26 protein-coding genes are annotated in these 24,141 nt (G+C 66.0%); 16 read left to right on the top strand and 10 right to left on the bottom strand.

Annotated features, from left to right (window positions below; genetic code table 11):
* Both F9K20_RS19085 and F9K20_RS19080 read right to left on the bottom strand, forming a co-directional pair.
* A partial coding sequence (locus F9K20_RS19085; RefSeq protein WP_291005709.1) for a Clp protease N-terminal domain-containing protein occupies positions 1–367 on the bottom strand: 367 nt, incomplete at its 3' end.
* Positions 368–502: 135 nt separating this feature from the next.
* Positions 503–1,228 carry an SOS response-associated peptidase gene (locus tag F9K20_RS19080; RefSeq protein WP_291005706.1) on the bottom strand — a complete coding sequence of 242 codons (726 nt, stop codon included), beginning with the start codon at positions 1,226–1,228 and terminating at the stop codon, positions 503–505.
* Between F9K20_RS19080 and F9K20_RS19075 the strand changes: the two genes are divergently transcribed.
* The 3 genes from F9K20_RS19075 (at position 1,227) to F9K20_RS19065 (ending at position 2,539) form a co-directional block, all read left to right on the top strand.
* Entirely contained in the window at positions 1,227–1,685 is a 459-nt protein-coding gene (locus tag F9K20_RS19075) for an NUDIX hydrolase (RefSeq protein WP_291005703.1), read from the top strand. The genes F9K20_RS19080 and F9K20_RS19075 overlap by 2 nt on opposite strands.
* Before the next feature lie 40 nt (positions 1,686–1,725).
* Positions 1,726–2,124 carry a TIGR02301 family protein gene (locus F9K20_RS19070; protein WP_291005699.1) on the top strand — a complete coding sequence of 133 codons (399 nt, stop codon included), beginning with the start codon at positions 1,726–1,728 and terminating at the stop codon, positions 2,122–2,124.
* A gap of 169 nt (positions 2,125–2,293) precedes the next feature.
* Positions 2,294–2,539, top strand: coding sequence for a hypothetical protein (locus F9K20_RS19065; protein WP_291005696.1), 246 nt, complete (start codon positions 2,294–2,296; stop codon positions 2,537–2,539).
* Between the two features lie 5 nt (positions 2,540–2,544).
* Here the strand turns inward: F9K20_RS19065 and F9K20_RS19060 are convergent, their stop codons facing one another.
* Positions 2,545–3,210 (bottom strand): LysE family transporter, encoded by a 666-nt coding sequence (locus F9K20_RS19060; protein WP_291005693.1) that lies wholly within the window; start codon positions 3,208–3,210, stop codon positions 2,545–2,547.
* A 75-nt stretch (positions 3,211–3,285) separates the two neighbouring features.
* On the opposite strand from F9K20_RS19060, the gene F9K20_RS19055 reads away from it, so the two are divergent.
* Both F9K20_RS19055 and F9K20_RS19050 read left to right on the top strand, forming a co-directional pair.
* A complete protein-coding gene (locus tag F9K20_RS19055) occupies positions 3,286–3,906 on the top strand; it encodes a hypothetical protein (protein WP_291005690.1) in 621 nt (206 codons plus the stop codon).
* Positions 3,907–4,248: 342 nt separating this feature from the next.
* On the top strand, positions 4,249–5,178 hold the full coding sequence (locus tag F9K20_RS19050) for a L,D-transpeptidase (RefSeq protein WP_367115908.1): 930 nt from the start codon (positions 4,249–4,251) through the stop codon (positions 5,176–5,178).
* A gap of 6 nt (positions 5,179–5,184) precedes the next feature.
* Here the strand turns inward: F9K20_RS19050 and F9K20_RS19045 are convergent, their stop codons facing one another.
* Positions 5,185–6,513: a dihydroorotase gene (locus tag F9K20_RS19045; RefSeq protein WP_291005687.1), complete on the bottom strand. Its 1,329-nt coding sequence runs from the start codon at positions 6,511–6,513 to the stop codon at positions 5,185–5,187.
* A 78-nt stretch (positions 6,514–6,591) separates the two neighbouring features.
* Between F9K20_RS19045 and F9K20_RS19040 the strand changes: the two genes are divergently transcribed.
* The 8 genes from F9K20_RS19040 (at position 6,592) to F9K20_RS19005 (ending at position 14,061) form a co-directional block, all read left to right on the top strand.
* Positions 6,592–7,485: a folate-binding protein gene (locus F9K20_RS19040; protein WP_291005684.1), complete on the top strand. Its 894-nt coding sequence runs from the start codon at positions 6,592–6,594 to the stop codon at positions 7,483–7,485.
* The gene (locus F9K20_RS19035) at positions 7,482–8,093 is read left to right on the top strand and encodes a DNA-3-methyladenine glycosylase I (RefSeq protein ID WP_291005681.1); all 612 of its coding nucleotides are present in this window, start codon (positions 7,482–7,484) and stop codon (positions 8,091–8,093) included. The genes F9K20_RS19040 and F9K20_RS19035 overlap by 4 nt, the downstream gene beginning before the upstream one ends.
* Positions 8,090–8,713, top strand: a complete 624-nt coding sequence (locus F9K20_RS19030; protein ID WP_291005679.1) for an HD family hydrolase — start codon at positions 8,090–8,092, stop codon at positions 8,711–8,713. Before F9K20_RS19035 ends, F9K20_RS19030 begins: the two co-directional genes overlap by 4 nt.
* 115 nt (positions 8,714–8,828) lie before the next feature.
* A complete protein-coding gene (locus tag F9K20_RS19025) occupies positions 8,829–9,869 on the top strand; it encodes an NAD regulator (protein ID WP_291005677.1) in 1,041 nt (346 codons plus the stop codon).
* Between the two features lie 217 nt (positions 9,870–10,086).
* On the top strand, positions 10,087–11,151 hold the full coding sequence (nadA, locus tag F9K20_RS19020) for a quinolinate synthase NadA (RefSeq protein ID WP_291005674.1): 1,065 nt from the start codon (positions 10,087–10,089) through the stop codon (positions 11,149–11,151).
* Between the two features lie 63 nt (positions 11,152–11,214).
* Complete coding sequence (locus tag F9K20_RS19015) at positions 11,215–12,885, top strand: L-aspartate oxidase (protein WP_291005672.1); 1,671 nt, start codon at positions 11,215–11,217, stop codon at positions 12,883–12,885.
* Positions 12,882–13,751, top strand: coding sequence for a carboxylating nicotinate-nucleotide diphosphorylase (gene nadC, locus F9K20_RS19010; RefSeq protein WP_291005669.1), 870 nt, complete (start codon positions 12,882–12,884; stop codon positions 13,749–13,751). The genes F9K20_RS19015 and nadC overlap by 4 nt, the downstream gene beginning before the upstream one ends.
* A gap of 88 nt (positions 13,752–13,839) precedes the next feature.
* Entirely contained in the window at positions 13,840–14,061 is a 222-nt protein-coding gene (locus F9K20_RS19005) for a hypothetical protein (RefSeq protein WP_291005666.1), read from the top strand.
* A 9-nt stretch (positions 14,062–14,070) separates the two neighbouring features.
* Here the strand turns inward: F9K20_RS19005 and ppdK are convergent, their stop codons facing one another.
* Entirely contained in the window at positions 14,071–16,788 is a 2,718-nt protein-coding gene (gene ppdK, locus F9K20_RS19000; RefSeq protein WP_291005663.1) for a pyruvate, phosphate dikinase, read from the bottom strand.
* A gap of 339 nt (positions 16,789–17,127) precedes the next feature.
* Between ppdK and F9K20_RS18995 the strand changes: the two genes are divergently transcribed.
* From F9K20_RS18995 to F9K20_RS18985, 3 genes are all read left to right on the top strand, one after another.
* Positions 17,128–18,537, top strand: a complete 1,410-nt coding sequence (locus F9K20_RS18995; RefSeq protein ID WP_291005660.1) for a dipeptidase — start codon at positions 17,128–17,130, stop codon at positions 18,535–18,537.
* 10 nt (positions 18,538–18,547) lie between these two features.
* The gene (locus F9K20_RS18990) at positions 18,548–19,375 is read left to right on the top strand and encodes a ribonuclease T (RefSeq protein ID WP_291005657.1); all 828 of its coding nucleotides are present in this window, start codon (positions 18,548–18,550) and stop codon (positions 19,373–19,375) included.
* 124 nt (positions 19,376–19,499) lie between these two features.
* A complete protein-coding gene (locus tag F9K20_RS18985; protein ID WP_291005655.1) occupies positions 19,500–19,940 on the top strand; it encodes a hypothetical protein in 441 nt (146 codons plus the stop codon).
* A 25-nt stretch (positions 19,941–19,965) separates the two neighbouring features.
* On the opposite strand, the gene F9K20_RS18980 is transcribed toward F9K20_RS18985, so the two are convergent.
* From F9K20_RS18980 to F9K20_RS18960, 5 genes are all read right to left on the bottom strand, one after another.
* On the bottom strand, positions 19,966–20,718 hold the full coding sequence (locus F9K20_RS18980) for a hypothetical protein (RefSeq protein WP_291005652.1): 753 nt from the start codon (positions 20,716–20,718) through the stop codon (positions 19,966–19,968).
* A gap of 398 nt (positions 20,719–21,116) precedes the next feature.
* The gene (locus tag F9K20_RS18975) at positions 21,117–21,959 is read right to left on the bottom strand and encodes a TorF family putative porin (protein WP_291005649.1); all 843 of its coding nucleotides are present in this window, start codon (positions 21,957–21,959) and stop codon (positions 21,117–21,119) included.
* Positions 21,960–22,211: 252 nt separating this feature from the next.
* Complete coding sequence (locus tag F9K20_RS18970; protein ID WP_291005646.1) at positions 22,212–23,033, bottom strand: TorF family putative porin; 822 nt, start codon at positions 23,031–23,033, stop codon at positions 22,212–22,214.
* A 289-nt stretch (positions 23,034–23,322) separates the two neighbouring features.
* Positions 23,323–23,553 carry a hypothetical protein gene (locus F9K20_RS18965; protein ID WP_291005644.1) on the bottom strand — a complete coding sequence of 77 codons (231 nt, stop codon included), beginning with the start codon at positions 23,551–23,553 and terminating at the stop codon, positions 23,323–23,325.
* Complete coding sequence (locus tag F9K20_RS18960; protein ID WP_291005641.1) at positions 23,513–24,109, bottom strand: TorF family putative porin; 597 nt, start codon at positions 24,107–24,109, stop codon at positions 23,513–23,515. The genes F9K20_RS18965 and F9K20_RS18960 overlap by 41 nt, the downstream gene beginning before the upstream one ends.
* Positions 24,110–24,141: the final 32 nt, after the last annotated feature.

The raw sequence follows: 24,141 nt of genomic DNA, 5'->3' as shown, positions 1-24,141 counted from the left end.
CATCGGCACCCATCGCCGGCGGCTCGCCCGCGATGGCCACGGCGCTGTCACGGCGCAGCGAGGCGACACGCACGCCGCGCGCCTCCAGCGCCGCCGCCGCACCTTCGATGCGCGTCATGGCGAGCAGGAGGTGCTCGAGCCGCACCTCGGCCGAGCGGTAGGCGAGCGCCACGTCGTAGGCGTGGTTGGCACAGGCGAGCAGCGTCTCGTCGACCCAGATGGGGCCCGAACGCTGCGCCGCTCGGGCGCCCGTGGGCCCCGGGTGCTGCGGCGCGTGCGGGGAAGCCTCGCGCCAGCCGGCCGGATCGGTCGAGGAGGCGCTCCAGCGTGACGTCCTCAGGTCGAGATCGGGCCCCCGGTAGTCCATGCGCACAACTCCTCACCAATCTGGCGCGCACCTTACCCCTGAACGACCGCCACGGCGAGGGCCGGCAGGGCACACCCGCCACCAGGCACTTACGGCAAAAACTGTGATTTCAACAGCTTCGCAGGCATCGCGGTTCTAGAGCAACGTCCCCGTGCTCACCGGCTCCTGCACCTCCGGACCCTCGTTGCGCGGGTTGTTCAGCTTGCGGCTGACCTCGACGATGTCGAGGTAGCCGTCGGGGGCAGGCGTCAGAAGGTGCATGATCTCCGCCGTGGTGCCAGCGCGGCAATCGAGCCAGACGTCAAAATGCTCGGGCGCGATGATTACCGGCATGCGGTCATGCAGCACCGAGACGGCGCGGTTGGCAGCGGTGGTGAGGATGGCCATGGTTTCGATCTCGCTGCCGTCGGCGCCGAGCCAGTTCTCGTAGATCGCCGCCATGCCCATGGGCCCGCGGCGTCGCGGCCGGACGAGATGCGGGCGCTTGCCGCCGACGCTGCCCGTCCATTCGTAAAAGCCGTCAGCGGGGACGAGGCAGCGCTTGTGGCGCAGGGCGGCACAGAACGACGGCTTGTCGGCAGCGCTTTCTGAGCGCGCGTTGATCAGCATCTTGAAAGCGCGCGGATCCTTCACCCACGAAGGGATGAGGCCCCAGCGCACCAGTGCCATCTCGCGCTCGCCCTTGGGAGTGTTGCGAACGATGGCGACCGGTTGCGAGGGCGCAATGTTGTAGCGCGGCGGAAACACCGCCTCGTTGAGGTAGCGAAAATAGGCGCGCACCGCCTCGGGCGGCGATGTAAGAGTGTAGCGCGAGCACATTGGCTCAAGGTAATCGCTCGCGGCGGGCGGGAGAAGTCGCATGCGTGGCTTCGATACAGCTGAGCGGCCGCAGGGTCCGTGGCCGCGCGCGGGCGCCAGCGCCGTGCTGTTCCGCGGCTCGACGGTGCTCCTCGTGGAACGCGGCGAAGCGCCGGCGCAGGGGCTGTGGAGCCTGCCGGGTGGATCGATCGAGGCGGGCGAGCCGGCCGAGGATACGGCACGCCGGGAGGTGCGCGAGGAAGCAGGTCTCGAGGCCCACATCGTCGGGCTGGCCGGCGTCTATGACATCATCGAGCACGAAAGCGACGGGACGGTGCTGCTGCACTATGTGCTCGCCACCTATTTCGGCCGCGCCGCCGAGGGCGATCCGCGTGCCGGCGGCGATGCGCGGGACGCGCGCTTCTTTCCGCTCGATGCGCTCGAAGACCTGCCGATGACGCCGGGCACGCGGTTCGTGATCGCGGAGGCCTGGCGGCTTCTTGCCGCCGGGGGTGATTAGGCGCCTCCGGAACGTCCAGAATCGGTGCTAGTGTCCGCACATGCATTACTTCTCGAAAGCGTCCGGGAACCGCCTGCCGACCCTGTTGGCCGCCGTGATGCTCGCCGCCGCAACGCTCCCCGCGGCTGCGGCCCCCGACAGCAAGCCCTACGACGACCGGCTGTTCCGCCTGTCCGAGATCCTCGGCGCCGTGCATTACCTGCGCGAGCTGTGCGGTGCGGAAGAAGGCCAGCAATGGCGCGAGCGCATGGCGGAGCTGTTGCAGTCGGAAGGCACTTCGGCGCTGCGCAAAGCCAAACTGACACGCAGCTTCAATAAAGGTTATCAAAGCTACAGCCGCACCTATAACACCTGCAGCCCGTCGGCGCAGAACGCCATCAACCGCTTCCTGGCCGAAGGCGCTACCATCGCCGACACGCTGGTGCGGTCGGTGCCGTGACGCGCGGCGATGCGCGCGGCGATCCAATGTTTACTGTGAACTCGGAGTGCCCTTTTCGGTGCGCTTGCGCGTGATATGCAGCTGCATCGGCAGCCGCGCTCGTGCGCGCTGCCATTTCTATCGACCCGCGACCGGGGCCGGGGGGCCTCTGGGTCGAAAGGGGGAAACGATGCAGTTGTTCGAAGGCCTCGATGCCGACGATTCGACCTACCGGGCTCTATCGCTGATCCTCGAAGCGTGGGACGAGGGCACCGAAAGCGGTGTGCCGAACGAGCAGATGGCGTACGCGGCCCTGTTCACGGCATTGACCGATCTCGTCTCGCAGTTCGGCGAGGAAGCCGTGGTGAAGCTGGCCAACGGGCTGGAGCGCCGCATCCGCGTGGGCGAATTCACCCTGCACCGAACGCGGCAGTAGCGCGCCTACAGCAGACCGAAGCGCTTGGCGACGACCTCGCCAACCAGCAACAGCCCGAAGCCGACGAGCAGCAGCCCGGCGATCTGGTTGATGAGCTGCAGCCGCGCCAGGCTGAGGCGGTGGCGGAAGCGCGCGATGAGATGTGACAGCGACAGCCACCACGCCAGGCTGCCACCCATGACCGCAGCTACGATGGTCAACGCATCGACGTAGCTCTTCACCTCGACGAAGGTCGACACACCGCCGAAGATCGCGAACAGGCCGAGCACCGCGCCGGGGTTGGTGATGGTGAGCAGAAATGTCTGGGGAATGTCCCAAACGAAATCGCGCAGGGTCTCGGCGCGCTCCGTCGCCGGCGTCACGGGCACGAAGCGCGGCGCGGAGAAGTAGAGCTTCAGCCCGAAGGCAACGAGCACCAGGCCGCCGAGCAGCTGAATGGCCAGGCGGTGATATTGCACGGCGCCGGAAATGGCGCCGACGCCCAGCGCCGCGCACAGCGCGATGAGGCCGTCGCCCAGCATGGCGCCCAGCCCCGCCGCAATGCCTCCCCAAAATCCGCGCTCGATAGCGCGCTGAATGCACAGCACGTTGACCGGGCCGACGGGCGCGGCGACAAGGATTCCGATGATGATGCCAACGGGGATGATGAGCGGATTGGGCAGAAACTGCATGCACCTTCCTTTGCCGGTCCGCATCGCGAGCCGAATGTCGCCCGTCATCTCCTCGCGCAGCGCCGGAGCCCGGTGATGCCATCGATGGTCGAGGGACGTTGGGTAGGCTTGCCGGTATTGGTACTGGCGGTGGTAGGCCTTGTCCATGCGGCCCCCGCGTCGGCACTGGAAAGGCGCGCCGCCAACGAGCAACTGCAGACCCCGCCAGCGTCAGTCAAAAGGCTGCCGAAACCGGGCGAGGACACGGGGCCGCTGCCGGCTCCCGTCGAGGAAATGCGCCAGGCCATTCTCGCCGCCGCCCATTCGGGCAACATCGAGGACCTGCGCGAGCCGCTCGACTGGAACGAGTTGAAGCCCGAGGTCGCCGCGGCGCCCGGCGAAGACCCGATCGCCTACTGGAAAAGGACCTCCGGCGATGGCAACGGCCGCGAGATTCTCGCCGTTCTAGCCGACATCCTGCCGATGCGGGCGGCCGAGTTGCCGCTCGGCAAGGATCTCGAGAACAACATCATCTACGTCTGGCCGTATCTTGCCGAGATGGAGCTCGATAAGCTCACGCCCGCCCAGGAGGTCGACCTCCTGCGCCTCGTCGGCCCGGCGGAAGCAAAAGCCATGCGCGAGAAAAAGAAATGGACGTGGTGGCGGCTGACGATTGGCGCCGACGGCACGTGGCATTCCTTCAAGAAGGCCGAGTGAGTGGCGGCGCAGGCCTTGCCGCACACCGGCACCTCGACCGCAGCTTGGAGCTCGCGGAAGAGATCAGGAACGCCGCCAAGTCGGTGCGCTGGCGCTCATGGACCGCAGCGAAGCGCAAGTCATGGCGGCGGAGTAAGTCAGGGCTGCACGATGGAGCAATTGCGCGGCAAATCAGCCGCGCTTGGTGCCCTCCCAAGATGGTCGAGCAGAACTGCAAAAGGGCGTGCAACCTGAAGCAGCCCCGAGCGTTCCCAAGTCTAGCAACGCAGAGAGCCGGCAACGGGACTTGCCGCTTCGGGCGTTGGACTCTGGGACCCTTCTCGCAGCTTTGGGGATTGCAGCATGATCTGGCGAGCAGCGTTGGCAGCGGCGACGGTGATGAGCTTTGCCGAACTCACGCCGGCATCGGCGCAGGGATTCCCCGGCTGGGAAGATTATGGACACCGGCCGTTCTGGGAGCAGCAGCCGCGCGGCCGTCACCAGGGGCGTGACGACGATGACGATGATGCATGGGGCAGTGAGGACAACTACCGGCGCGCACCCATCGTCCGCAGCGGCGGCCCACGCCCGATGATTGCACCGCAGGCGCCTCCGAAGGTGGCCTTCCACAGCAACTTCGTCGCCAACTCGATCGTCATCGATAGTGAGAGCAGAGTGCTCTACTTCATCCTCTCGCCGAGGGAGGCCTATCAGTACCCGATCTCGGTCGGTCGCGAGGGCTTCTCGTGGACCGGCAGCGAGGTCATCAGCCGCAAGCAGGAATGGCCCGACTGGCATCCGCCCAAGGAGATGATCGCGCGCGATCCACGCCTGCCCGACAAGATGACCGGCGGCCTGAACAATCCGCTCGGCGCGCTGGCGCTCTACCTTGGCAACACGCTTTATCGCATTCACGGCACCAATGAACCGAAGAGCATCGGCCGCGCCGCCTCCTCCGGCTGCTTCCGCATGATGAACGAGCACGTGCTGCACCTGGCCTCGATCGCGCCAAAGGGCACGCTCGTGACGGTGATCAGGAGCCTGACGCCTGCGAGGAACGTGGCCGCTGCTCAGCCCCCAGCGACACCACGGCCGCCGCCTGTCGCTCGGGACACACCACCCCCGGAGCACAGCGCCTCCGCACCCGAGCACGAGCCGCGTTCGGCGTGGCCGGACCGGGATTGGGATGAAAATAGTGCAGAGCGCTACGACGACGAGGACCGCGAAGCGTTTGAGCAGCGCGAAGCGCCGCCGCCCCTGCTCCGCGGACTCTTCGGCCTTGGACCGCTGTGAGCGCGCCTAGAAGCCTTCGAGGAACCCGACAGGGGCGCCGTGCGCGTTCGCGATGATCTCGCCCTGCCACATCACGCGCCGCCCGCGCACAAAGGTGCCCACCGGCCACCCCTTGACGCGCTTGCCGTCGTAGGGCGTCCACCCGGCACGGCTCGCCACCTGCACGTTGGTGATGGTTTCCTCGCGCTTCAAATCGACGACGGTCAGGTCGGCGTCGTAGCCGACGGCGATGCGCCCCTTGCCGCGGATACCGAACAGCCGCTGCGGGCCGTGGCTCGTCAGATCGACGAAGCGCTCGATCGATAGGCGCCCGGCGTTCACATGGTCCAGCATGATGGGGACCAGCGTCTGCACGCCGGTCATGCCCGAGTGCGAGGCGGGATAGGCGTGGTCTTTCTCCTCACGCGTGTGCGGGGCATGGTCGGAGCCGAGGACATCGACGACGCCGGCGGCGAGCCCGGCCCAAATCGCCTGCCGGTGACGTTCATCGCGCACCGGCGGGTTCATCTGCGCGTAGGTGCCGAGTCTTTCGTAGCAGTCCGGCGCCACGAGCGTCAGATGATGCGGGGTCACCTCGACGCTTACCCAATCCTTGTGGTCGGCGAGGAACGCCATCTCCGCCGCCGTCGACACGTGCAGCACGTGCACGCGCCGCTTGTGCTTCTCGGCCAGGCGCACGAGGCGCCGCGTCGAGATGATCGCCGCCTCCTCGTCGCGCCATTCGGGATGCGAAGCCGCATCCCCGGGCCTGCGCAGGTGCATGCGCTCGACGAGCCGCGCCTCGTCCTCGGAATGGAAGGCGGCGCGGCGACCGAGGCGCGCGATGATGCGGTCGAGCGAGGCTTCGTCGTCGACCAAGAGATCGCCGGTGGAGGAACCCATGAACACCTTGATCCCAGCTGAGCCTTCGAGCTTCTCCAGCGCCGGGATGTCGTCGACGTTCTCGCGCGTGCCGCCAACGTAGAATGCAAAGTCGCAGAACATGCGGCTGTGGGCGCGCGCCACCTTGTCGGCCAGCGTCGCCGCCGTCGTCGTCAGCGGCTTGGTGTTGGGCATCTCGAACACGGCCGTGACCCCGCCGAGCACGGCGCTGCGCGAGCCGCTCTCGAGGTCTTCCTTGTGCTCCAGGCCCGGCTCGCGGAAATGCACCTGTGTGTCGATGACGCCCGGCAGGACGTGCAGGCCGCAGGCGTTAATGGTCTCGCCGGCCTTGCCGGGACCAATGTCGCCGATGGCAGCGATACGCCCGCCGCTAATGCCTATGTCGCGCACGCCAACCCCGTCGTGGTTGACGACGGTGCCCCCTTTCAGCACGACATCGAACGTGGTGCTCATGGCTCGACCCGCGGCTTGCCTCCGGCCCGCGCCCCGCATACGTAAATCGGACGCCGGTTGCAACCGGAGCGGGGAAACATGGCTGAGACGAAGATAGCGCTGCTGCCCGACCGCGGCGTCGTCAGCATCACGGGCGCCGACGCGGAAAAGCTGCTGCAAGGCGTCATCACCAACGACATGGATCTGCTGGCCAAGCAGCCGGCGCTGCACGCCGGGCTGCTGAGCCCGCAGGGGAAAATCCTATTCGACTTCTTCGTGGTGAGGACCCCCGACGGGTTCTGCCTGGAGACGGCGCGGGCCAAGGCGGCAGACCTCGCCGAACGGATGAAGATGTATAAGCTGCGCGCCAAGGTCGAGATCAATGACGTTTCCGCCGACTATACGGTGGCGGCGATCTGGGGCGGCGCCCATGCCCCGCGCGGCGAGGGTCCCCTGTGGTTCGCCGATCCGCGGCTTCCAGAGCTCGGCTATCGCGAGCTCACCACGCTGCGCTCCGACTGGGCGCTCGGCGGCGAAGAGTGCGATAGCGCCACGCAGGACGACTATCACGCGCACCGCATCGGTTTGGGTGTGCCGGAGGGCGGCAGGGACTACGCATTCGGCGACGCATTCCCGCATGAGGCGCTGCTCGACCAGCTGCACGGGGTCTCCTTCGACAAGGGCTGTTACGTCGGGCAAGAGGTCGTCTCGCGCATGCAGAATCGCGGCACGGCACGGCGCCGCATTGTGCCGGTCGTCGCGGAAGCAGCGTTGCCGGCGAGCGGTGCGGCGATCATCGCCGCCGGCGTCGAGATCGGAACCCTCGGCTCGACGGCCGGCACACGCGGACTGGCGATGCTCCGTCTCGACCGCGTGGCCGAGTTCGTCGAGAAAGGCGAAAGCCTGCGCGCTGGCAGCGTGGCGGTGCGCGTCGAGATACCGGCGTGGGCACGGTTCACGCCTGCGCCAACATCGGCGGGCTCAGCGGCATGACACGGCCACACGCGCGGGCGCCGATGCGTTGCACCTGGGTTGGCGATGACGCCGAATATCAGCGTTATCACGACGAGGAATGGGGCGTTCCCTTGACGAACGACCGGGCCATCTTCGAGAAGCTGGTTCTGGAGGGCTTCCAGGCTGGTCTGTCGTGGATCATCATCCTGCGCAAGCGCGAGAACTTCCGCCGCGCCTTCGACAAGTTCGACCCCGAGCACATCGCCCGCTATGGCGCCCGGGATATCGCGCGGCTGATGGGCGATGAAGGTATCGTGCGCAACCGGGCCAAGGTCGAGGCGACGATCGACAACGCCAAGGCCTATCTCCGTTTGCGCGAGCGCACCACATTGAAGAAGCTGTTGTGGGACTTTCTCGGCCACGCCGGCCCGGTGCAGAACCGCGCTCGATCCATGACCGACATTCCGGCCGAGACGGAGCTGTCGAAGCGCATCTCAAAGGCGTTGAAGGCCGAAGGCTTCCGTTTCATCGGGCCGACCACCGTCTACGCCTTCATGCAGTCGTCGGGGATGGTGAACGATCATCTCGTCGACTGCTTCCGCTATGCGGAGTGTGCAAGGCTGCAGCGAGCGAGCGTGCGGTCATGAGCAGCCGCGAGGAAAGCAAACCCGCTGGTCGCGCCTGGCAGCGCATGCTGTCGGGGCGCCGGCTCGATTTGCTCAACCCCTCCCCGGACGACGTAGCGATCGAGGACATCGCGCATGGCTTGGCGCGGGTGGCCCGCTGGAACGGGCAGACGCTGGGCGCACATGCCTTCTCCGTCGCCCAGCACGCGCTGATCGTCGAGGACATCGCCTACGCCCGCAACCGCGAGTGGCCGGCACGCTGGCGGCTCGCGACCCTGTTGCATGATGCCCCAGAGTACGTCGTCGGCGACCTCATCAGTCCCTTCAAGACGGCCATCGGCCTCGACTACAAATCCTTCGAGTTGCGTCTACTCGCCGCAATCCATACCCGCTTCGGGTTGCCGGCCGAATTACCGGGCAATGTTCAGGCGGAGATCAAGGCCGCCGACCGCATCGCCGCCTACTTCGAGGCCACGCGCCTGGCGGGTTTCAGCGAGCCGGAGGCAACGATTTACTTTGGTCAGCCGAAAGACTTGGACGCAGCGACGGTTGCGGCCTTGACGGCCCTCGAACCGCTGCCTGCCAATGCAGCCCAGACGGCGTTTCTCGATCGATTTTGGGATTTGATTGAACGTTTGTGAGCATTGCGCGTTGTGAAGGCGAACGCCGGACGGGCGCACTGCGTTCGGAAAAGCGCCACGTTCGAATTCAAGCCTCCGTTGCAGGGGGTCTCCAACACCACTTGGAGGACAGCCAATGTCGTATAGCCACCAGCTCAGGGAGACGACGCAGCGGGTGAAAGGCGAGCTTGACCCTGGAACCGCTGCCGGCACGGCCGGGGTGGAGATCGGCCTCAACGCGGCCATCGTCGCGGTGACCGACAACGAGCCCGTCGTGCTCATCATCCGCAGCGAGGCGGATTCGGCCGGTGCCACGGACGGTCTGCCTTTCGGCCCCTTCTCGCCGTTGCAGCATCGCACCTTCGAAGGCGGCCTGCGCGCCTGGGTGCATCGGCAGACGGGTCTGGAGCTCGGATACGCAGAGCAGCTCTACACCTTTGGCGACCGTGGACGTCACGCCCAGCCGGGCGATGTCGGCCCGCACGTGGTCTCCATCGGCTATCTGGCACTAACGCAGGCCAAGCCGCCGCTTGAAATGCAGCATGGCGCATGGCGCAGCTGGTACCATTATTTCCCCTGGGAGGACTGGCGCCGCGGCCGCCCGGAGATCCTCGAGAGCACAATCGAGCCTCGCCTGCGCGAGTGGGTCGCATCCCAGCGGGGCGCAACGCCATTGCCGATCAGCCGACAGGAGCGGGTGCGTATCTGTTTCGGCCTTGATGGCGCGGCGTGGGACGAGGAAAAAGTCCTCGACCGCTACGAGCTACTTTATGAGGCGGGGCTGGTCGATGAGGCCGCGCGCGACGGACGTGAAGCCGCCCGCCAATGGAGCGAACGCCCGCGCCTTGGGGTGCCGATGCGCTATGACCATCGGCGCATCCTCGCAACTGCCATCGGCCGCGTGCGTGCCAAGATCAAATACCGGCCGGTCATTTTCGAGTTGATGCCGGATGACTTCACGCTGTTCGAGCTGCAGCGCACAGTGGAGGCCATCCTCGGGCCGCACCTGCACAAGCAGAACTTCCGCCGCCTGGTCGAAGGCGCCGGACTGGTTGAGACCACCGGCGAGGTGAAGATGCGCACCGGTGGGCGCCCCGCAAAGCTTTACCGCTTCCGCCGCGAGGTGCTGCTCGAGCGTCCCGCCCCCGGCGTTCGCGTCAAGCCGGGCAAGGCCTGAGGTGGGTGCTCAACAGGTAGGCTGGTTGCACATCTGATGGGGAACTAATTCGCCAGTCCGGGCCTACTGGCCACTGGGAGTTAGATGAGCTAATCTCTTGCTCACCCTTGGAGTGCTCAAAAAGAGCATTATATGAAGCATAACCGGCCCCGGCGCCGGCTGATTTGATGAGCCATTTATGCTCAAAATGAGCATAGTCGGCTTGAGGAGGCAAGCGATGGATACGCTCGACGTCAGCACCGTTTCTGTCCGCCGTAAGCGCCCCGCGGCGCCGGCCGAGCGGGACGCGCTGCCGCCGTTCACGGCTGAGCTCGCCGCCGAGATGGCTCCCGTGTATGCCCGCGTCCAGCACGTCGTGACGCCGATGGAGTGGCCAGCGTATGCGCCGCTGATCAAGGTCATCAACGAGCTCAAGAAGGAGCGCAACGCCGTCGTCCTGGCGCACAACTACATGACGCCGGAAATCTTCAACTGCGTCGGCGATTTCCGCGGCGACAGCCTGCAGCTCGCCAAGGAGGCCGCGCGCACCAAGGCCGACGTCATCGTGCAGGCGGGCGTGCACTTCATGGCCGAGACCTCCAAGCTCTTGAGCCCGGACAAGACCGTGCTCATCCCCGATCTGCGGGCTGGCTGCTCGCTTGCCGACTCGATCACGGCCGAGGACGTGCGCATGCTGCGCGAGATCTACCCCGGCGTGCCCATCGTCACCTACGTCAACACGTCGGCGGCGGTGAAGGCCGAGTGCGACATCTGCTGTACCTCCTCGAACGCGGTGAAGATCGTCGAGAGCCTCGGCGCCCCGCGCGTGCTGCTCATTCCCGACGAGTACCTGGCGAAGTACGTGCAGACGCAGACGAAGGTCGAGATCATCGCCTGGAAGGGCCACTGCGAGGTGCACGAGCGCTTCACAGCCGAGGACATCGCAGCGATGCGCGCGGCCGATCCGGGCATGAAGGTCATCGCGCATCCCGAGTGCCCGCCCGACGTGATCGAGGCTTCCGACTTCACGGGCTCGACGGCGGCGATGATCAACTGGGTGACCAGCAAGCGGCCGCGCAAGGTAGCGCTCATCACCGAATGCTCAATGGCCTCGAACGTTGCCGTCGAGGCACCGGACGTCGAGTTCATCCGGCCGTGCAACCTGTGCCCGCACATGAAGCGGATCAGCTTGCAGAACATCTACGAGGCGCTGCGCGACATGAAGTACGAGGTCACCGTCGATCCGATCGTCGCCGCCAAGGCCCGCCGCGCGGTCGAGCGCATGGTCAATCTCACCAACTGACGCGGCTCCGGCGGGCGCCCTCCCGGCGTTCTGGCGCAGCATTCCGTCCCCTCGGGAATGTCCATGACACACAAGCCCAATCGGTCCAGCGCACCAGGCTTCCGCGCCGCGCGCGATGAACGTCTCGGCGCCGAGGGCGACGTCGTCATCGTCGGCGCCGGATTGGCAGGGCTGTTCACCGCGCTGAAGCTGGCGCCGATGCCGGTCACCGTCGTGGCGGCGGCGCCGCTCGGCCAAGGCGCATCGACCGGCTGGGCGCAAGGCGGCGTCGCGGCGGCCGTCGGCAGCAACGACCGCGCCGATTTGCACGCCGCCGATACGGTCGCGGCCGGCGCCGGCATCGTCGATGCCGAAGTCGCACGCTTCGTCGCTGCGGACGGCCCGCAGCGCATCGCTGACCTCAGCGGCTACGGCATCCCCTTCGACCGCGACGACAGCGGCGCGTTCGCGCTCAGCCAGGAGGCGGCGCACACGCGCCGGCGCGTCGTGCACGTATCGGGGGACCGCACTGGCGCCGCCATCCTCGAGGCGCTGATCGCCAGGGTGCGGGCTACGCCGTCGATCCGCGTTCTCGAGGGCTACGAGGCGGACGAGCTGATCGTCGCAGATGGACGCGTCGAGGGGGTTCGTCTGGTGCGTACCGTCGCCAGCGGGAAGGAAGTTTACGAGTATTTTCCAGCCTGCGCCGTGGTGCTGGCGACGGGTGGCGTCGGCGCCCTCTATGCGGTGACGACCAATCCGCCCTATGCGCGCGGTGAATCCATCGCCATGGCGGCGCGTGCCGGCGCGGTGATCGCCGATGCAGAGTTCGTGCAATTCCACCCGACCGCCATAGACGTAGGGCTCGACCCTGCGCCTCTGGCAACAGAAGCCCTGCGCGGCGAAGGCGCGACCCTGGTCAATGCGCACGGCGAGCGCTTCATGACGAAAGTCGATGCGCGCGCCGAGCTTGCCCCGCGCGACGTGGTGGCGCGGGCGGTATTCACCGAAATCGCAGCCGGGCGCGGCGCCTATCTCGACTGCCGCACGGCCATTGGCGAGCGCTTCGCCTCCGCCTTCCCGACCGTTTACGCGCTTTGCCAGAAGGCGGGCATCGATCCCGCGCGGCAGCTCATTCCCGTCGCGCCGGCGGCGCACTATCACATGGGCGGCATCGCCACGGATGCGCGCGGGCGTTCGAGCGTGCCGGGCCTGTGGGCCGTCGGCGAAGTGGCGTCGACCGGCCTGCACGGCGCCAACCGGCTCGCCTCCAACTCGTTGCTGGAGGCGCTGGTGTTCGCCGCGCGTGCCGCCGAGGATATCGGGCATCTGGAGCGGGGCGGCGGGCATGCGCCGCGCACCAACCTGCAGCGCGTCGGCGACGTCGTCACCGATCATGCCAAGACGCGCGGACCGGCAGTGATGCGGCTGCGGCGCGTGATGAGCGAGCACGTCGGCGTCGTGCGCAATGCGCATGGCCTGAAGAAAGCCATTGCCACGCTGCGCGACATCGAGCGCCAGGCTGGCTCCGATCGCGTGCTCGCCAACATGGCCGTGGCGGCGCGTTTCATCGCTGTGGGCGCGCTCTTGCGCGAAGAGAGCCGCGGCGCGCAGGCGCGCAGCGATTTTCCCACTCCGAGCCCCGCGTTCGCGACGCGCGCGTTTCTCACTCTCGAGCACGTCGATGAGATCGGTGCGCGGCCGCTGGCCACCGTGCCGAGCGGGTGGCAGTGGCAGGCCGGGGCAGCGCGATGAGCGGCGCTGCTCCCGAGCTGCGTCTCCCAAGCTCGGTCGTCGACAAGGCAGTGGCCGAGGCGCTGGCCGAGGATCTCGGCCTCGGCGGCGACATCACGACCGAGGCTACGATCCCTTCCGGAACGCGCGCCGCGGGCGTCATCGCCGCGCGCCAGCCGGGGACCATCGCCGGCGTGCAGCTTGCCGAGGCGGCGTTCAAGACGCTCGATCCGTTCGTGCAGTTCGATGTGATCGCCGGCGACGGCCGGCGTGTCGAAGCGGGCGGCACGATTGCGCGCGTCGGTGGTGATGCGCGCGCGCTGCTCGGCGCGGAGCGCACGGCGCTCAACTTCCTCGGCCATCTCAGCGGCATCGCCACGCTCACGGCGCGTTACGTCGCCGAGGTTGCCGGCACGCGCGCCCAAATCGTCGACACGCGCAAGACCATGCCGGGCCTGCGCGCGTTGGAGAAGTTTGCCGTGCGCTGCGGCGGCGGGGTTAACCACCGCTTCGGTTTGTTCGACGCCGTGCTGATCAAGGATAACCACATCGTCGCCGCCGGCGGCATCGGCGCCGCGCTGGAACGCGCGCGGGCACGCGCTGGCCACATGGTAAAGGTTGAGATCGAGGTGTCATCGCTCGATGAGCTCGTCGAGGCGCTGCGGCTCGCTCCCGACGCAGTCCTACTCGACAACATGCCGGTTGCGATGCTCAAAGCGGCAGTGGCGGAGGTTGCGGGGCGGGTCATCACCGAGGCGTCGGGAGGCATAACGCTCAACACGGTGCGCGCGATCGCCGAGACAGGCGTCGATCTCATCTCGGTCGGCGCGCTGACGCATTCGGCGCCAGTGCTCGATATCGGGCTCGACTTCAACACGCGGTCATAGACAACCGGTGTTCAACGCTTGATTTCGCCATAGTTGCTGCGCAAATCACCGGTGTGGGCAGTGTGCCTGTCCTCTAGGGGAGGACTTTATGGACTCTTTACGCGGCATTGTGATCTGGGGTGGCGTGGCACTTGCCTCGGCGATCATTGCCGGGCTGCTGGCCGGCGTGAAAAACCGTGACTACTCGTCATGGATCGCGTGGTGCTTCGTGTTGCCGCCGCTCGTCCTCGTTCTCTTGTTGCTGCCGCGCTACGAAGGTTCACGCCCCAAGCAGCCGCGCCTCGATGAGAGCGAAGGCCGTCACTGGTAGCTCGACACGTCAATCGGCCACCGCCTTTCCGGTGCGCGCACTGATTGATGCCTGCGCCGCGGCGAGCCGCGCGATGGGCACGCGATAGGGCGAGCACGACACGTAGTCGAGACCCACGCTGTCGAAAAACGCGATCGACTTCGGATCGCCGCCATGCTCGCCGCAAATACCCACCTTCAATCCCGGCTTTGCGGCGCGACCGCGCTCGACCCCGCAGCGCACGAGCTCGCCCACACCCTCGACATCGATGGATACAAACGGATCGACGGCAAAGATCCTCTGATGCGCATAGGCTTCGAGGATGGGTGCGGCGTCGTCGCGGCTGAGGCCGAGGGTCGTCTGCGTCAGATCGTTGGTGCCGAAGGAGAAGAACTGGGCCCCGGTTTCGCCTTCGGCGACTTCGCCGGCGCGCAGCGCCGCGCGCGGCAGCTCGATCATCGTGCCGACGAGAAAGTCGAGCTTGTGCCCCGTTTCCTTCTCCACCACGGCGGCAGTGCGCACGATGACCTCGCGCAGGATGGCGAACTCGCCGCGGTAGGCGACGAGCGGCACCATGATCTCGAGCTGTACGCGCTCGCCGGTCCGCTTTGCCACGGCGATCGCCGCCTCGAAGGCGGCGCGCGCCTGCATTTCTGGAATCTCGGGATATAGGATGGCTAGCCGGCAGCCGCGGAAACCCAGCATCGGATTGAACTCCGATAGCTGCGATATGCGTTGCTCCAGCTTCTCAGACGAGACACCGAGCTCGGCGGCGATGGCAGGAATTTCGGCGGCTTCGTTCGGCAGGAACTCGTGCAACGGCGGATCGAGTAGGCGCACCGTGACGGGTAGACCCGCCATGATCTCGAACAGCTGCTCGAAGTCGGCGCGCTGCATGGGCAGGATCTTGGCCAGAGCCGCGCGACGCCCAGCGGCGTCCTCGGCGAGGATCATCTGGCGCACGGCAAAAATGCGTTCGGCATCGAAGAACATGTGCTCGGTGCGGCACAGGCCGATGCCCTCGGCGCCGAAGTCGCGCGCCTGACGCGCGTCGCGGGGGGTGTCGGCGTTGGTACGCACGCTGAGACGCCGCTCGGCGTCGGCCCATCCCATCAGCATAGCGAAGGCGCCAGAAAGCTGCGGCTCGCGCATTTTGGCGCGGCCCTTCAGCACTTGGCCGGTGCTGCCGTCGATGGTGATGACGTCGCCCTTGTGCAGGGTGCGCCGGCCAACCTGCAGCGTTCCAGCCTTGGCGTCGATACGCAGCGCACCAGCACCCGATACGCATGGCCGGCCCATGCCGCGCGCCACGACCGCAGCGTGGCTGGTCATGCCACCACGTGCCGTGAGGATGCCGACGGCGGCGTGCATGCCGTGGATGTCCTCCGGGCTGGTCTCGAGACGCACGAGGATGACATCTTGGCCATGGGCGCGCTCCGCCTCGGCCTCGTCGGCGGTGAATACGATCTCGCCGGACGCCGCGCCCGGCGAGGCCGGCAGCCCCCTCGTCAGGACATCCTTCTCAGCGTCGGGATCGAGGGTCGGGTGCAGCAGCTGATCGAGCGCCGCGGCATTGACGCGCATCACCGCCTCTGACTTGGAGATCACGCCCTCCTCGGCGAGATCGACGGCGATGCGCAGCGAAGCCTCCGCGGTGCGCTTGCCGGAGCGCGTCTGCAGGATCCACAGCTTGCCATTCTCGATCGTGAACTCGACATCCTGCATGTCCCGATAGTGCTTCTCGAGCCGCTGGAAGATGCTGCTCAGGTTGGCGAACAGCTTGGGCATCAGCACTTCCAGCGACGGGTTCTCGTCCCGCGCCTCGCGGCGCGCTTTCTCGGTCAACGCTTGCGGGGTGCGGATGCCGGCGACCACGTCCTCGCCTTGCGCGTTGATGAGGAACTCGCCGTAGATCTCCCTGGCGCCGGTCGAGGGGTTGCGCGTAAAGGCGACGCCGGTGGCGCTGCTTTCGCCGAGGTTGCCGAACACCATCGCCTGCACGGTGACGGCGGTGCCCCAACTGTCGGGGATGTCGTGCAGCCGTCGATAGGTGTTGGCCCGCGCGTTCTGCCAGGAGCCGAACACGGCGGCGATGGCACCGTAGAGCTGCTCGGAGGTATCCTGCGGGAAAGGACGGCCAAGGTTGTCGACGACGGCCTGCTTGTACTCCTCGATGATTTCGGCCCAGTTCTCAGCCGTGAGCTCGGTATCGGAGGCGAGCGCGTTGAGGTTCTTGAAGTTCTCCAAGAGGTCCTCGAACACGCCGTGATCGACGCCGAGCACGACGTCGGCGTACATCTGGATGAAGCGGCGATAGCTGTCATAAGCGAAGCGTCGGTCGCCCGACCGCGTAGCAAGCCCCTCGACCGTCGCGTCGTTGAGACCGAGGTTGAGGATAGTGTCCATCATCCCCGGCATCGAGGCGCGCGCCCCCGAGCGCACCGAAAGCAAGAGCGGACGGTTCACGTCGCCGAACGTGGCGCCCACCTCGTCGCCGATCAGGCGCACGGCCTTTTCGACCTGCGGCCTGAGGCCGTCGGGCAGCTTGCGCCCGAGCGCGTAGTAGGCATCGCAGACCTTGGTGGTGATGGTGAATCCGGGCGGCACGGGAAGCCCGAGGCTCGCCATCTCGGCGAGGTTGGCCCCCTTGCCGCCGAGCAGCTCCGTCATATTGGCGCGGCCGTCGACATAGCCGGCCGCAAAGGCATAGACCCACTTCGGCTCGGTCTGCCCAGACCTGTCCGCCATCTTGTCTCTTCCCCGCGGCGTTATCGCTCGCTCCGCTGCGTGTGATGGCATATCAGCCTCCTCGCCTGCTCGGAAGGTGGGCGATCTTGCCCACTAGTGTCCCGATTCCGAAGTTCGCGAGAGTCTGCAGCTGGGCCAGAAGCTAAGGGACACTAGAATCATAGACTTGCTAGTGTGATTCAGATCGAGAAATTCGCTCGACACCGCGCCGTTGATGATGGCGAATTTCTCGATCATCACACTAGGGAAACTGCGAGCTGCGCCTGTGCGTTCCTCGCCGCCTTTGACGCCGCCGCTGGCATATTTCACTGTGGCGGCGCCGACCGGGGAGAAGAGCCTATGAGCGAACAGCTAAACCAAGTCCTCACGACGCTGGACGATACGAGCGATGCGGCGCTGGCGCGGCTGTTCCAATTGCTCCGTATCGAGAGCGTGTCGACCGATCCGGCCTACAAGGCCGGCTGCCTGGAGGCCGCCGACTGGTGCGCCAACGAGTTGCGCGACCTCGGCTTTGATGCGCGCGTCGTGCCGACGACCGGCCACCCGATGGTGGTGGCGCACGACAAGGCCGAGCGTGCACCCGGCGTCCCGCACGTGCTGTTCTACGGCCACTACGATGTGCAGCCGGCCGATCCGGTGAACCTGTGGAACTCGCCGCCCTTCGAGCCGATCATCGCATCCGACGCGGCCAACGGTCAGGTGATCGTGGCGCGCGGCGCCGAGGACAACAAAGGCCAGATGATGACCTTCTTCGAGGCGATGCGCGCCTGGAAGGCCGTGGCCGGCCAGCTCCCCATCTCGGTGTCGGTCGTGCTCGAGGGCGAGGAGGAGTGCGGCTCACCCTCGCTGCCGGCGTTCCTGGCCGAGTATGGCGCTGAGCTCAAAGCCGACGTTGTGCTCGTCTGCGATACCGGCCAATGGGACAAGGACACGCCCGCCATCACCACCATGCTGCGCGGGCTGGCGTCGATCGAGGTGACGCTCACCGGCCCGGCGCGCGATCTGCATTCCGGCATCTACGGCGGGCCGGCGCTCAACCCGATACGCCTCCTGGCGCGCATCATTGCTGCCATGCACGACGACAACGGGCGCGTAACAATTCCCGGCTTCTACGACGGCGTTTCCGAGCCGGCGCCGGCGCAGAAGGAGCAATGGAATGGGCTCGGCTTCCGTGGCGAGGATTTCCTCGCCGCCGTCGGCCTGAAACAAGCGGCGGGCGAGACCGACCGCTCGGTGCTGGAGCAGCTGTGGTCGCGGCCGACGCTGGAATTCAACGGCATCACCGGCGGCTATCAAGGCGTGGGCACCAAAACGGTCATTCCGTCGAAGGCATCGGTGAAGATCACCTGCCGCCTCGTCGCCGGCCAGGATCCGAACAAGGTGCTTGCCGCCATCGAGGCGTTCGTACGCGCGCGCCTGCCTGCCGATTGCCGCGCCGAGTTCACGAGCAAGCAAGCTGGCACGGCGATTTCCTTTGCGACCGACACCGCCGCCATGCAGGCCTGCGCCGCCGCGCTTGCCGACGAGTGGGGGCGCCCCGCCGTGCTCATGGGCTCGGGCGCCTCCATCCCCATCGTCACCTCGTTCAAGGAGGCACTCGGCTGCGACAGCCTGATGATCGGCTTCGGCCTCGACGATGACCGCATCCACAGCCCCAACGAGAAATACAATCTATCGAGCTTCAAGAGGGGCGCGCGCAGCTGGGCACGTATCCTGGAGCGCCTTGCGAACGCCACGTCGGCGACGTAGTCAGCAGCACATGAACGTGCGCCACATCACTCTGCTGTTGCTGACGGGCACCGCTGCACTTGCCGCCGCAGCCACGTGCGCGCAGGACCTGCACAAGGCGCCCTGGCCGAGCGAAGTTTTCAACCCCACGCCGCAGCAGAACGTTGCCGGCAAGTTCGACTACTACACGTTGGTCATGTCGTGGAGCCCCACGCACTGCGTCACCGCGCAGGAGGGTCGCGACGAAGACCAGTGCGCACGCCTCGACGGCCTGCGCTACGGCTTCGTGCTGCACGGCCTGTGGCCACAATACGAGCGAGGGTACCCGGAGGCCTGCCGCATTGGGCGCAAGCCGTTCGTTCCCCAACCGGTCATCAACAGCATGCTCGACATCATGCCGTCGGGCGGTCTCGTCATCCATGAATACAAGCTCCACGGGACGTGCTCGGGGCTCGACCCGGAGAACTACTACAAGCTGTCGCGCCGGATGTTCGCGAGCGTGCGCATGCCCGAGCGCTTCAGGAACCCGTTCGAACCCCAGTTCATGGCCCCGCGCGAGATCGAGGCTGAGTTCATGCGCGCCAATCCTTGGCTGCGGCCGGAGATGATTGCCGTCACCTGCGGCGGTCCCGGCAATCGGCTGCGCGACGTGCGCATTTGCCTGACGCGCGAGGGAGCGGGTCGCGCGTGCGGACAGAATGAAAACCAGCGCAAGCTGTGCCGCGCCGACCAGGTGCATGTACCCCCGGTACGCTCGACGCGGCGCGAGGACGGCACCACCTCGTCGAATCGGCTGCAGCCCAAGCGCGATCGCGGGTTGCCGCGGCCGCGCGTCATCGAGGCGCCCGCTCGCTTTTGACGCTCGACCGCAGCCGGCGATAGCTGTGGAAATCGGCACGCGCGCAACGGCCGCCGCGGAGCTGCCGCATTGCCCGGTGGCTGCCCGCTTCGCAGACTCCTCTCGTGATTCTGGGGGCGGGGCCATGCGGGAAATTGAGGCGGCACAACCAGTTTGGCGGTCGACGCAGCGCGCCTCTCTGCAGACGCGCGCGCCGCATGCCTCGCCTCCCCGCCGCCCGGGGCGCGGCACCGCCTTGGGAGCAGCCCTCGGTTTCGCGTGCGGGGCGATCTTCTGGCACGGCGCCGGTCTCTCCACGCTCATTTTCACAGATCCACGCGATGGTGGTGGTAGCTCCGCCGCGCCAGCGCGCCGCGCGCAGGTTGGCGCCGAAGCGCTGGAGACGGGGAGCCTGCCGACGATCTACCGCGTCGATCCGGCGGCCTGCACGAGCCTCGAGCTCGACCGCCGCTCCAACCGCACGGTCGTGCGCCCGTGCCCGTCCGACGGCTTGGCACTGCGGCTCGACCAGGGCGATGACCGCGAGGATCTCGCTAACCTCGCTGCCGACTACGGCATGCGCTGAAAGCGTCGTCTCTGAGATCGGGTGCTTACGCCGCCTTGCGCAGCCGCTCGGCGCGCCAGCCATGCGGCGGCACGGCGATGTAGCCGAGCCCCACCGGCGCATGCTCCTCGCAGAGGATCGTCGGATCAATGCTCCAGCGATTAGCCAGACGCATCACGTGATCCTCGGTCGGATGCAGGATCAGCTCGCCGCCGGCATCGCCCTTGCGTCCACGCACGCCGCGCAACTCGAAGAGCTTCAGCCCCAGCGCTCGCTCCTCCTTGCTCGGCCGACCCTTGTTCCAGATGATGCCCTCGTCGCTCACCGCAAAGGCGCGAACGAGCCGGCCATCCTTCACCCGTGCCCAGGCGTAGTAATCGATGGGCGGGTAGCTGAAGTAGTACTGCACCTCATCGAAGCGTCCGCCGAGCTCAACCAGCAGAGGTGTGCATTTGTCGACGAAGCCGCTCCCCAATGGATGCGGGAGCGGCAGTCCGACGACGAACGTCCAGCCATCGACGGGCGGCGAGACGAAGATGCGCGCGGCACCGAGCCAATCGTCGTAGACGGCCCCGATACCCGAGTTCCAGTTGCACGGGGTCGCTGCCTCGAGCCGCATCGCCTCGATGACCGACTCCGCATCGTCGCTGCGGATGGCGAGCCACGCCATGGCGCAGCCGAAGGCGCGCGGTCCATCCGGGTTTTGCGCGAGGACGAGGCGCTTCTCCCCGGCGCCGCGGGCCAGCCAATAGGCCCCCGCGACGGTGAATGCGATCATGCCGAAGATGATGATGAGCACGCCGCGCCCGTGTTCTGCCTGTTCGCCGCGTTTATGCTGCGCGTTGGCCGGCGCAAGCAATATGCGGGGATGGTGCGATTGGGGAAAAAAACATCGGCCAGGCGCAGCGCGGAACGAGGCCAGCTTGCGCCACCGCCGGCAGCGGGTATCCGGCGGACGCCGCAAAGCTGGCCTCTGGCCTCGCGGAGCGCGCCATTTGAGGGCGTCTGGCGTGCTCTGCGTCTTGGCTGCCGGGGCCACCGCTGGTCAGCCAGCGAACGGCCGGCGGCCAAATGCTGCAAAAAGCACGCGTACGGATAGCTGAGGTCTGTGACAGGGCTGTGTCGGCGCAAGCCGAATCGAAAAGGCGGCGGGCTGCGCGCCCACCGCCTTCAAATTGATGTCAGCCTGACAAGCCCTTAGGGAACGACGACCTTGGCCGAGAAGACGAAGCGCTCGTCGCACAGGAAGTCGGCGGCGCAAATAGGGCCGAATGCATCGCCGCCAATGTTGGTATCCCAGTACCGGAAGTCGAAGCTGATATTGTCGACGGCCACGTTGAGGCCAGCGTTCCAATAGTAATACTCGTCGTCGTTGCCATTGACGTTGACGAAGTAACCCTCGTCCGAATCTCCCTTCTGCCAGCCGACCACGCCGTTGATCACCGGCGTGAAGATGTGGACCTTGGGCAGCGTCCAGGCAGCAAAGGTCTCGATCGTCCAAACCGGCCCGGTCTCGAAAACGTAATCCGGCGAATAGAAGACGGTTGTACCGGTGACGAGGCTCGGATGCAGTGCCGACCAGCTGTAACCTGCCTTGAACTCAAGATAGTTCAAGTCGGGTAGAGGAACCGAGTCCGGATTGGCGCCGGGATACGAGTAGTAGATGACGCCGAAGTCGAGGTTGATGGTGCCGAACGGAGAATTCCACGTAGGCTTGATGCCTCCGTACCAATCGACCTCGGCATCGGCGGGCGGGGCATCGGCAAAGTCGACCAGCGAGGCCCAAACGCCAGCATAGAGGATGCCCCAGGCAATATCGACGCCGCCTTGGATAGCCGGGTCATTGTCGGTCTGAGACACGCCGCGGAACACGTAGTCCGAGGTCGCGCCGATATTGAACGAGTAGGTGAACTTGCGGCCCTCGTCGACCGCCGCCGGTGCAGCGACCTCGTAGCCGTCGGCGAGCGCGCCGCCCACACTGGCGACAAGCGCTACACCCAGCGCGCCGCACACCGACAAGAAATTCCGTGAACCGGTCATGATGAGGTCCATCCCCCGTTTGGCATAGACGCGCCCACCGCCCCTGCCGCAGACGCGGCTTTGGTTCAGGAGGCCCGAGAAGCTGCTTCGACACAAGGCAGATTTTGACCCTAGGAGGCGGCTTGCTGTGCCGGTGTGGCGCGCTGGCCACGACTTCTGAATTACCTGTTAACGCGGGGTGCGCGCCGCCCCACAGCAATCGGGGCCGGGCAGATGCCCGACCCCGATCAAGGACCAGCTGAGAGAGCCAGCTTACGGCAGCACGACCTTGGCCGAGAACACGAAGCGGCCGTCGCAGAGGTCGTTGATGCAGGTGAGACCATCCGAGACCGCGTTGGAGGCATCGGTCCCCCAATAGCGGAAGTCGAAAATCAGCTTGTCGACCGCCAGCGCGAGACCCGCATTCCAGTACCAGTACTCGCCAAAACCGTTCCAGAGATCGTAGGAGTCTCCGCCGGTCTGATAGCCGACGACGCCGTTGATGGTGGGCGTGAACACACCGATCTGGTGGAAGGTGTAGCCGGCCTGGCCCTCAAAGGTCCAAACGCTGCCCGTCTCGGCGAAGTAGTCGGGCGACCAGAAGATGTAGCCGCCCAGCGCGAGCTTCTCGTGGATGGTGCCGCTGACGCCGGCCTTGAGCTCGACGTAGTTGAGCTGGGGATAGTCGACGGGCGTGATAGGGCCCTCACCCGGGTAGGTGTAGTAGATGACGCCAAAATCGAAGGTGGCCGGGCCCCACGTCGGCTTGATGCCGCCGTACCAGTCCATCTCTACCTTGGCGTCGTTGTTACCCGCTTCGAAATCGACGCCCGAAGCCCACCAACCGGCGTAGAAGATGCCGTAGCCGATATCAATGCCGCCTTGGATGGTCGGATCATTGTCAGTCTGCGAGATGCCGCGGAAGACGTAGTCCGAGTACCCGCCGATATTGAAGGAATAGGTGAACTTGCGGCCTTCGTCGGCAGCTGCCGGGGCCGCAACCTCGTACCCGTCGGCGGCGGCGGTTCCGGAGATCGCGAAGAGCGCTAGTCCTACCGCCCCGCACAGGGCAGCAAGCTTTGAAGTGTTCGTCATGTGAAGCCAATTCCCTCTTGCTTTCGAGGGCAAGAACGCGCCCAACCGCCAGAAACGACATCCGCGGTGCGCGTTACGGGAATCCACGGCGTGCGATCAGGAACGCCTTAATTCACCGATGTTCACAAGATGCAATCAGGTTATCCCAATGATGTAGGTCAGAAGGCGTTGCGCGAGAGCAACTTTGCCTTAAAAATCAGGCTTATATCTGATCGGAAATTAGGCACATGATGCAAAACGGGGCCGATTTTCTCGGCCCCGTTGCAGGGATTTGATCTGCTTGGTCGGATCAGGGCAGCGCGAGGGTCACAGAGAATACGAACCGCTCGTCGCAAGTGCTGGGAAGAACACCGAAGCAATCAGTCTCGCCAGCATCGGTATCCCAGTAGCGGAAGTCGAAGGTCAGCTTGTCAACGGCGAGGGCCAAGCCCGCATTCCAGTACGTGTAGTCAAACACATCGAGTGCAGCCGTTTTGAAGTCATAGTGCCCGACGACGCCGCTGATGGTCGGCGTGAACATATGGAAGGTCGGCAGCGTATAGGCCAACGTTCCTTCGTACCCAATACTCGACGTCGTTGTAATCGGGCGAGTAGTAGACGGCGGCACCGGCCGTCGTGCTCTTGAAGATCTCGCCGCTGACGCCGGCCTTCAGCTCGAGAAGCTCGGGATCGAACCCCGGGCTATAGCCAGGGTAGGCGTAGTAGATCACACCGAAATCGAACGTCGCCGGCCCCCACGTCGGCTTGATACCGGCATAGTAGTCAACTTCGATTTCCGCCGTGTCGAGGGCGGTGCCGAAATCGACGTTCGAAGCCCAGATGCCGGCATAGAAGATGCCGTAGCCAATGTTGATCGAGCCCTGAATCGCAGGCTCGTTCTCTGTCTGAGAAATACCACGAAACACGTAATCGGACGTGCCCGTCGCGGTGAAGGAATAGGTGAACTTGCGGCCCTCATCGGCCGGGGCATCCTTGACGCTGCCCTCGTATCCGTCGGCGAGGGCGCCGCCGGTCAGCGCCAGAAGCGCGATACCCGCTGCGCCGCACAGGTTAATTACTCTACGAGACTCGGCCATGATGGAACTTTACCCCCGTACACTACTGACCC

The sequence above is a fragment of the Hyphomicrobium sp. genome, from assembly GCF_009026145.1.
Taxonomy (GTDB): Bacteria; Pseudomonadota; Alphaproteobacteria; order Rhizobiales; family Hyphomicrobiaceae; genus Hyphomicrobium_A.
The sequence above is the reverse complement of the archived record's forward strand: the minus strand, read 5'-3'. Positions and strand labels throughout refer to the sequence as shown.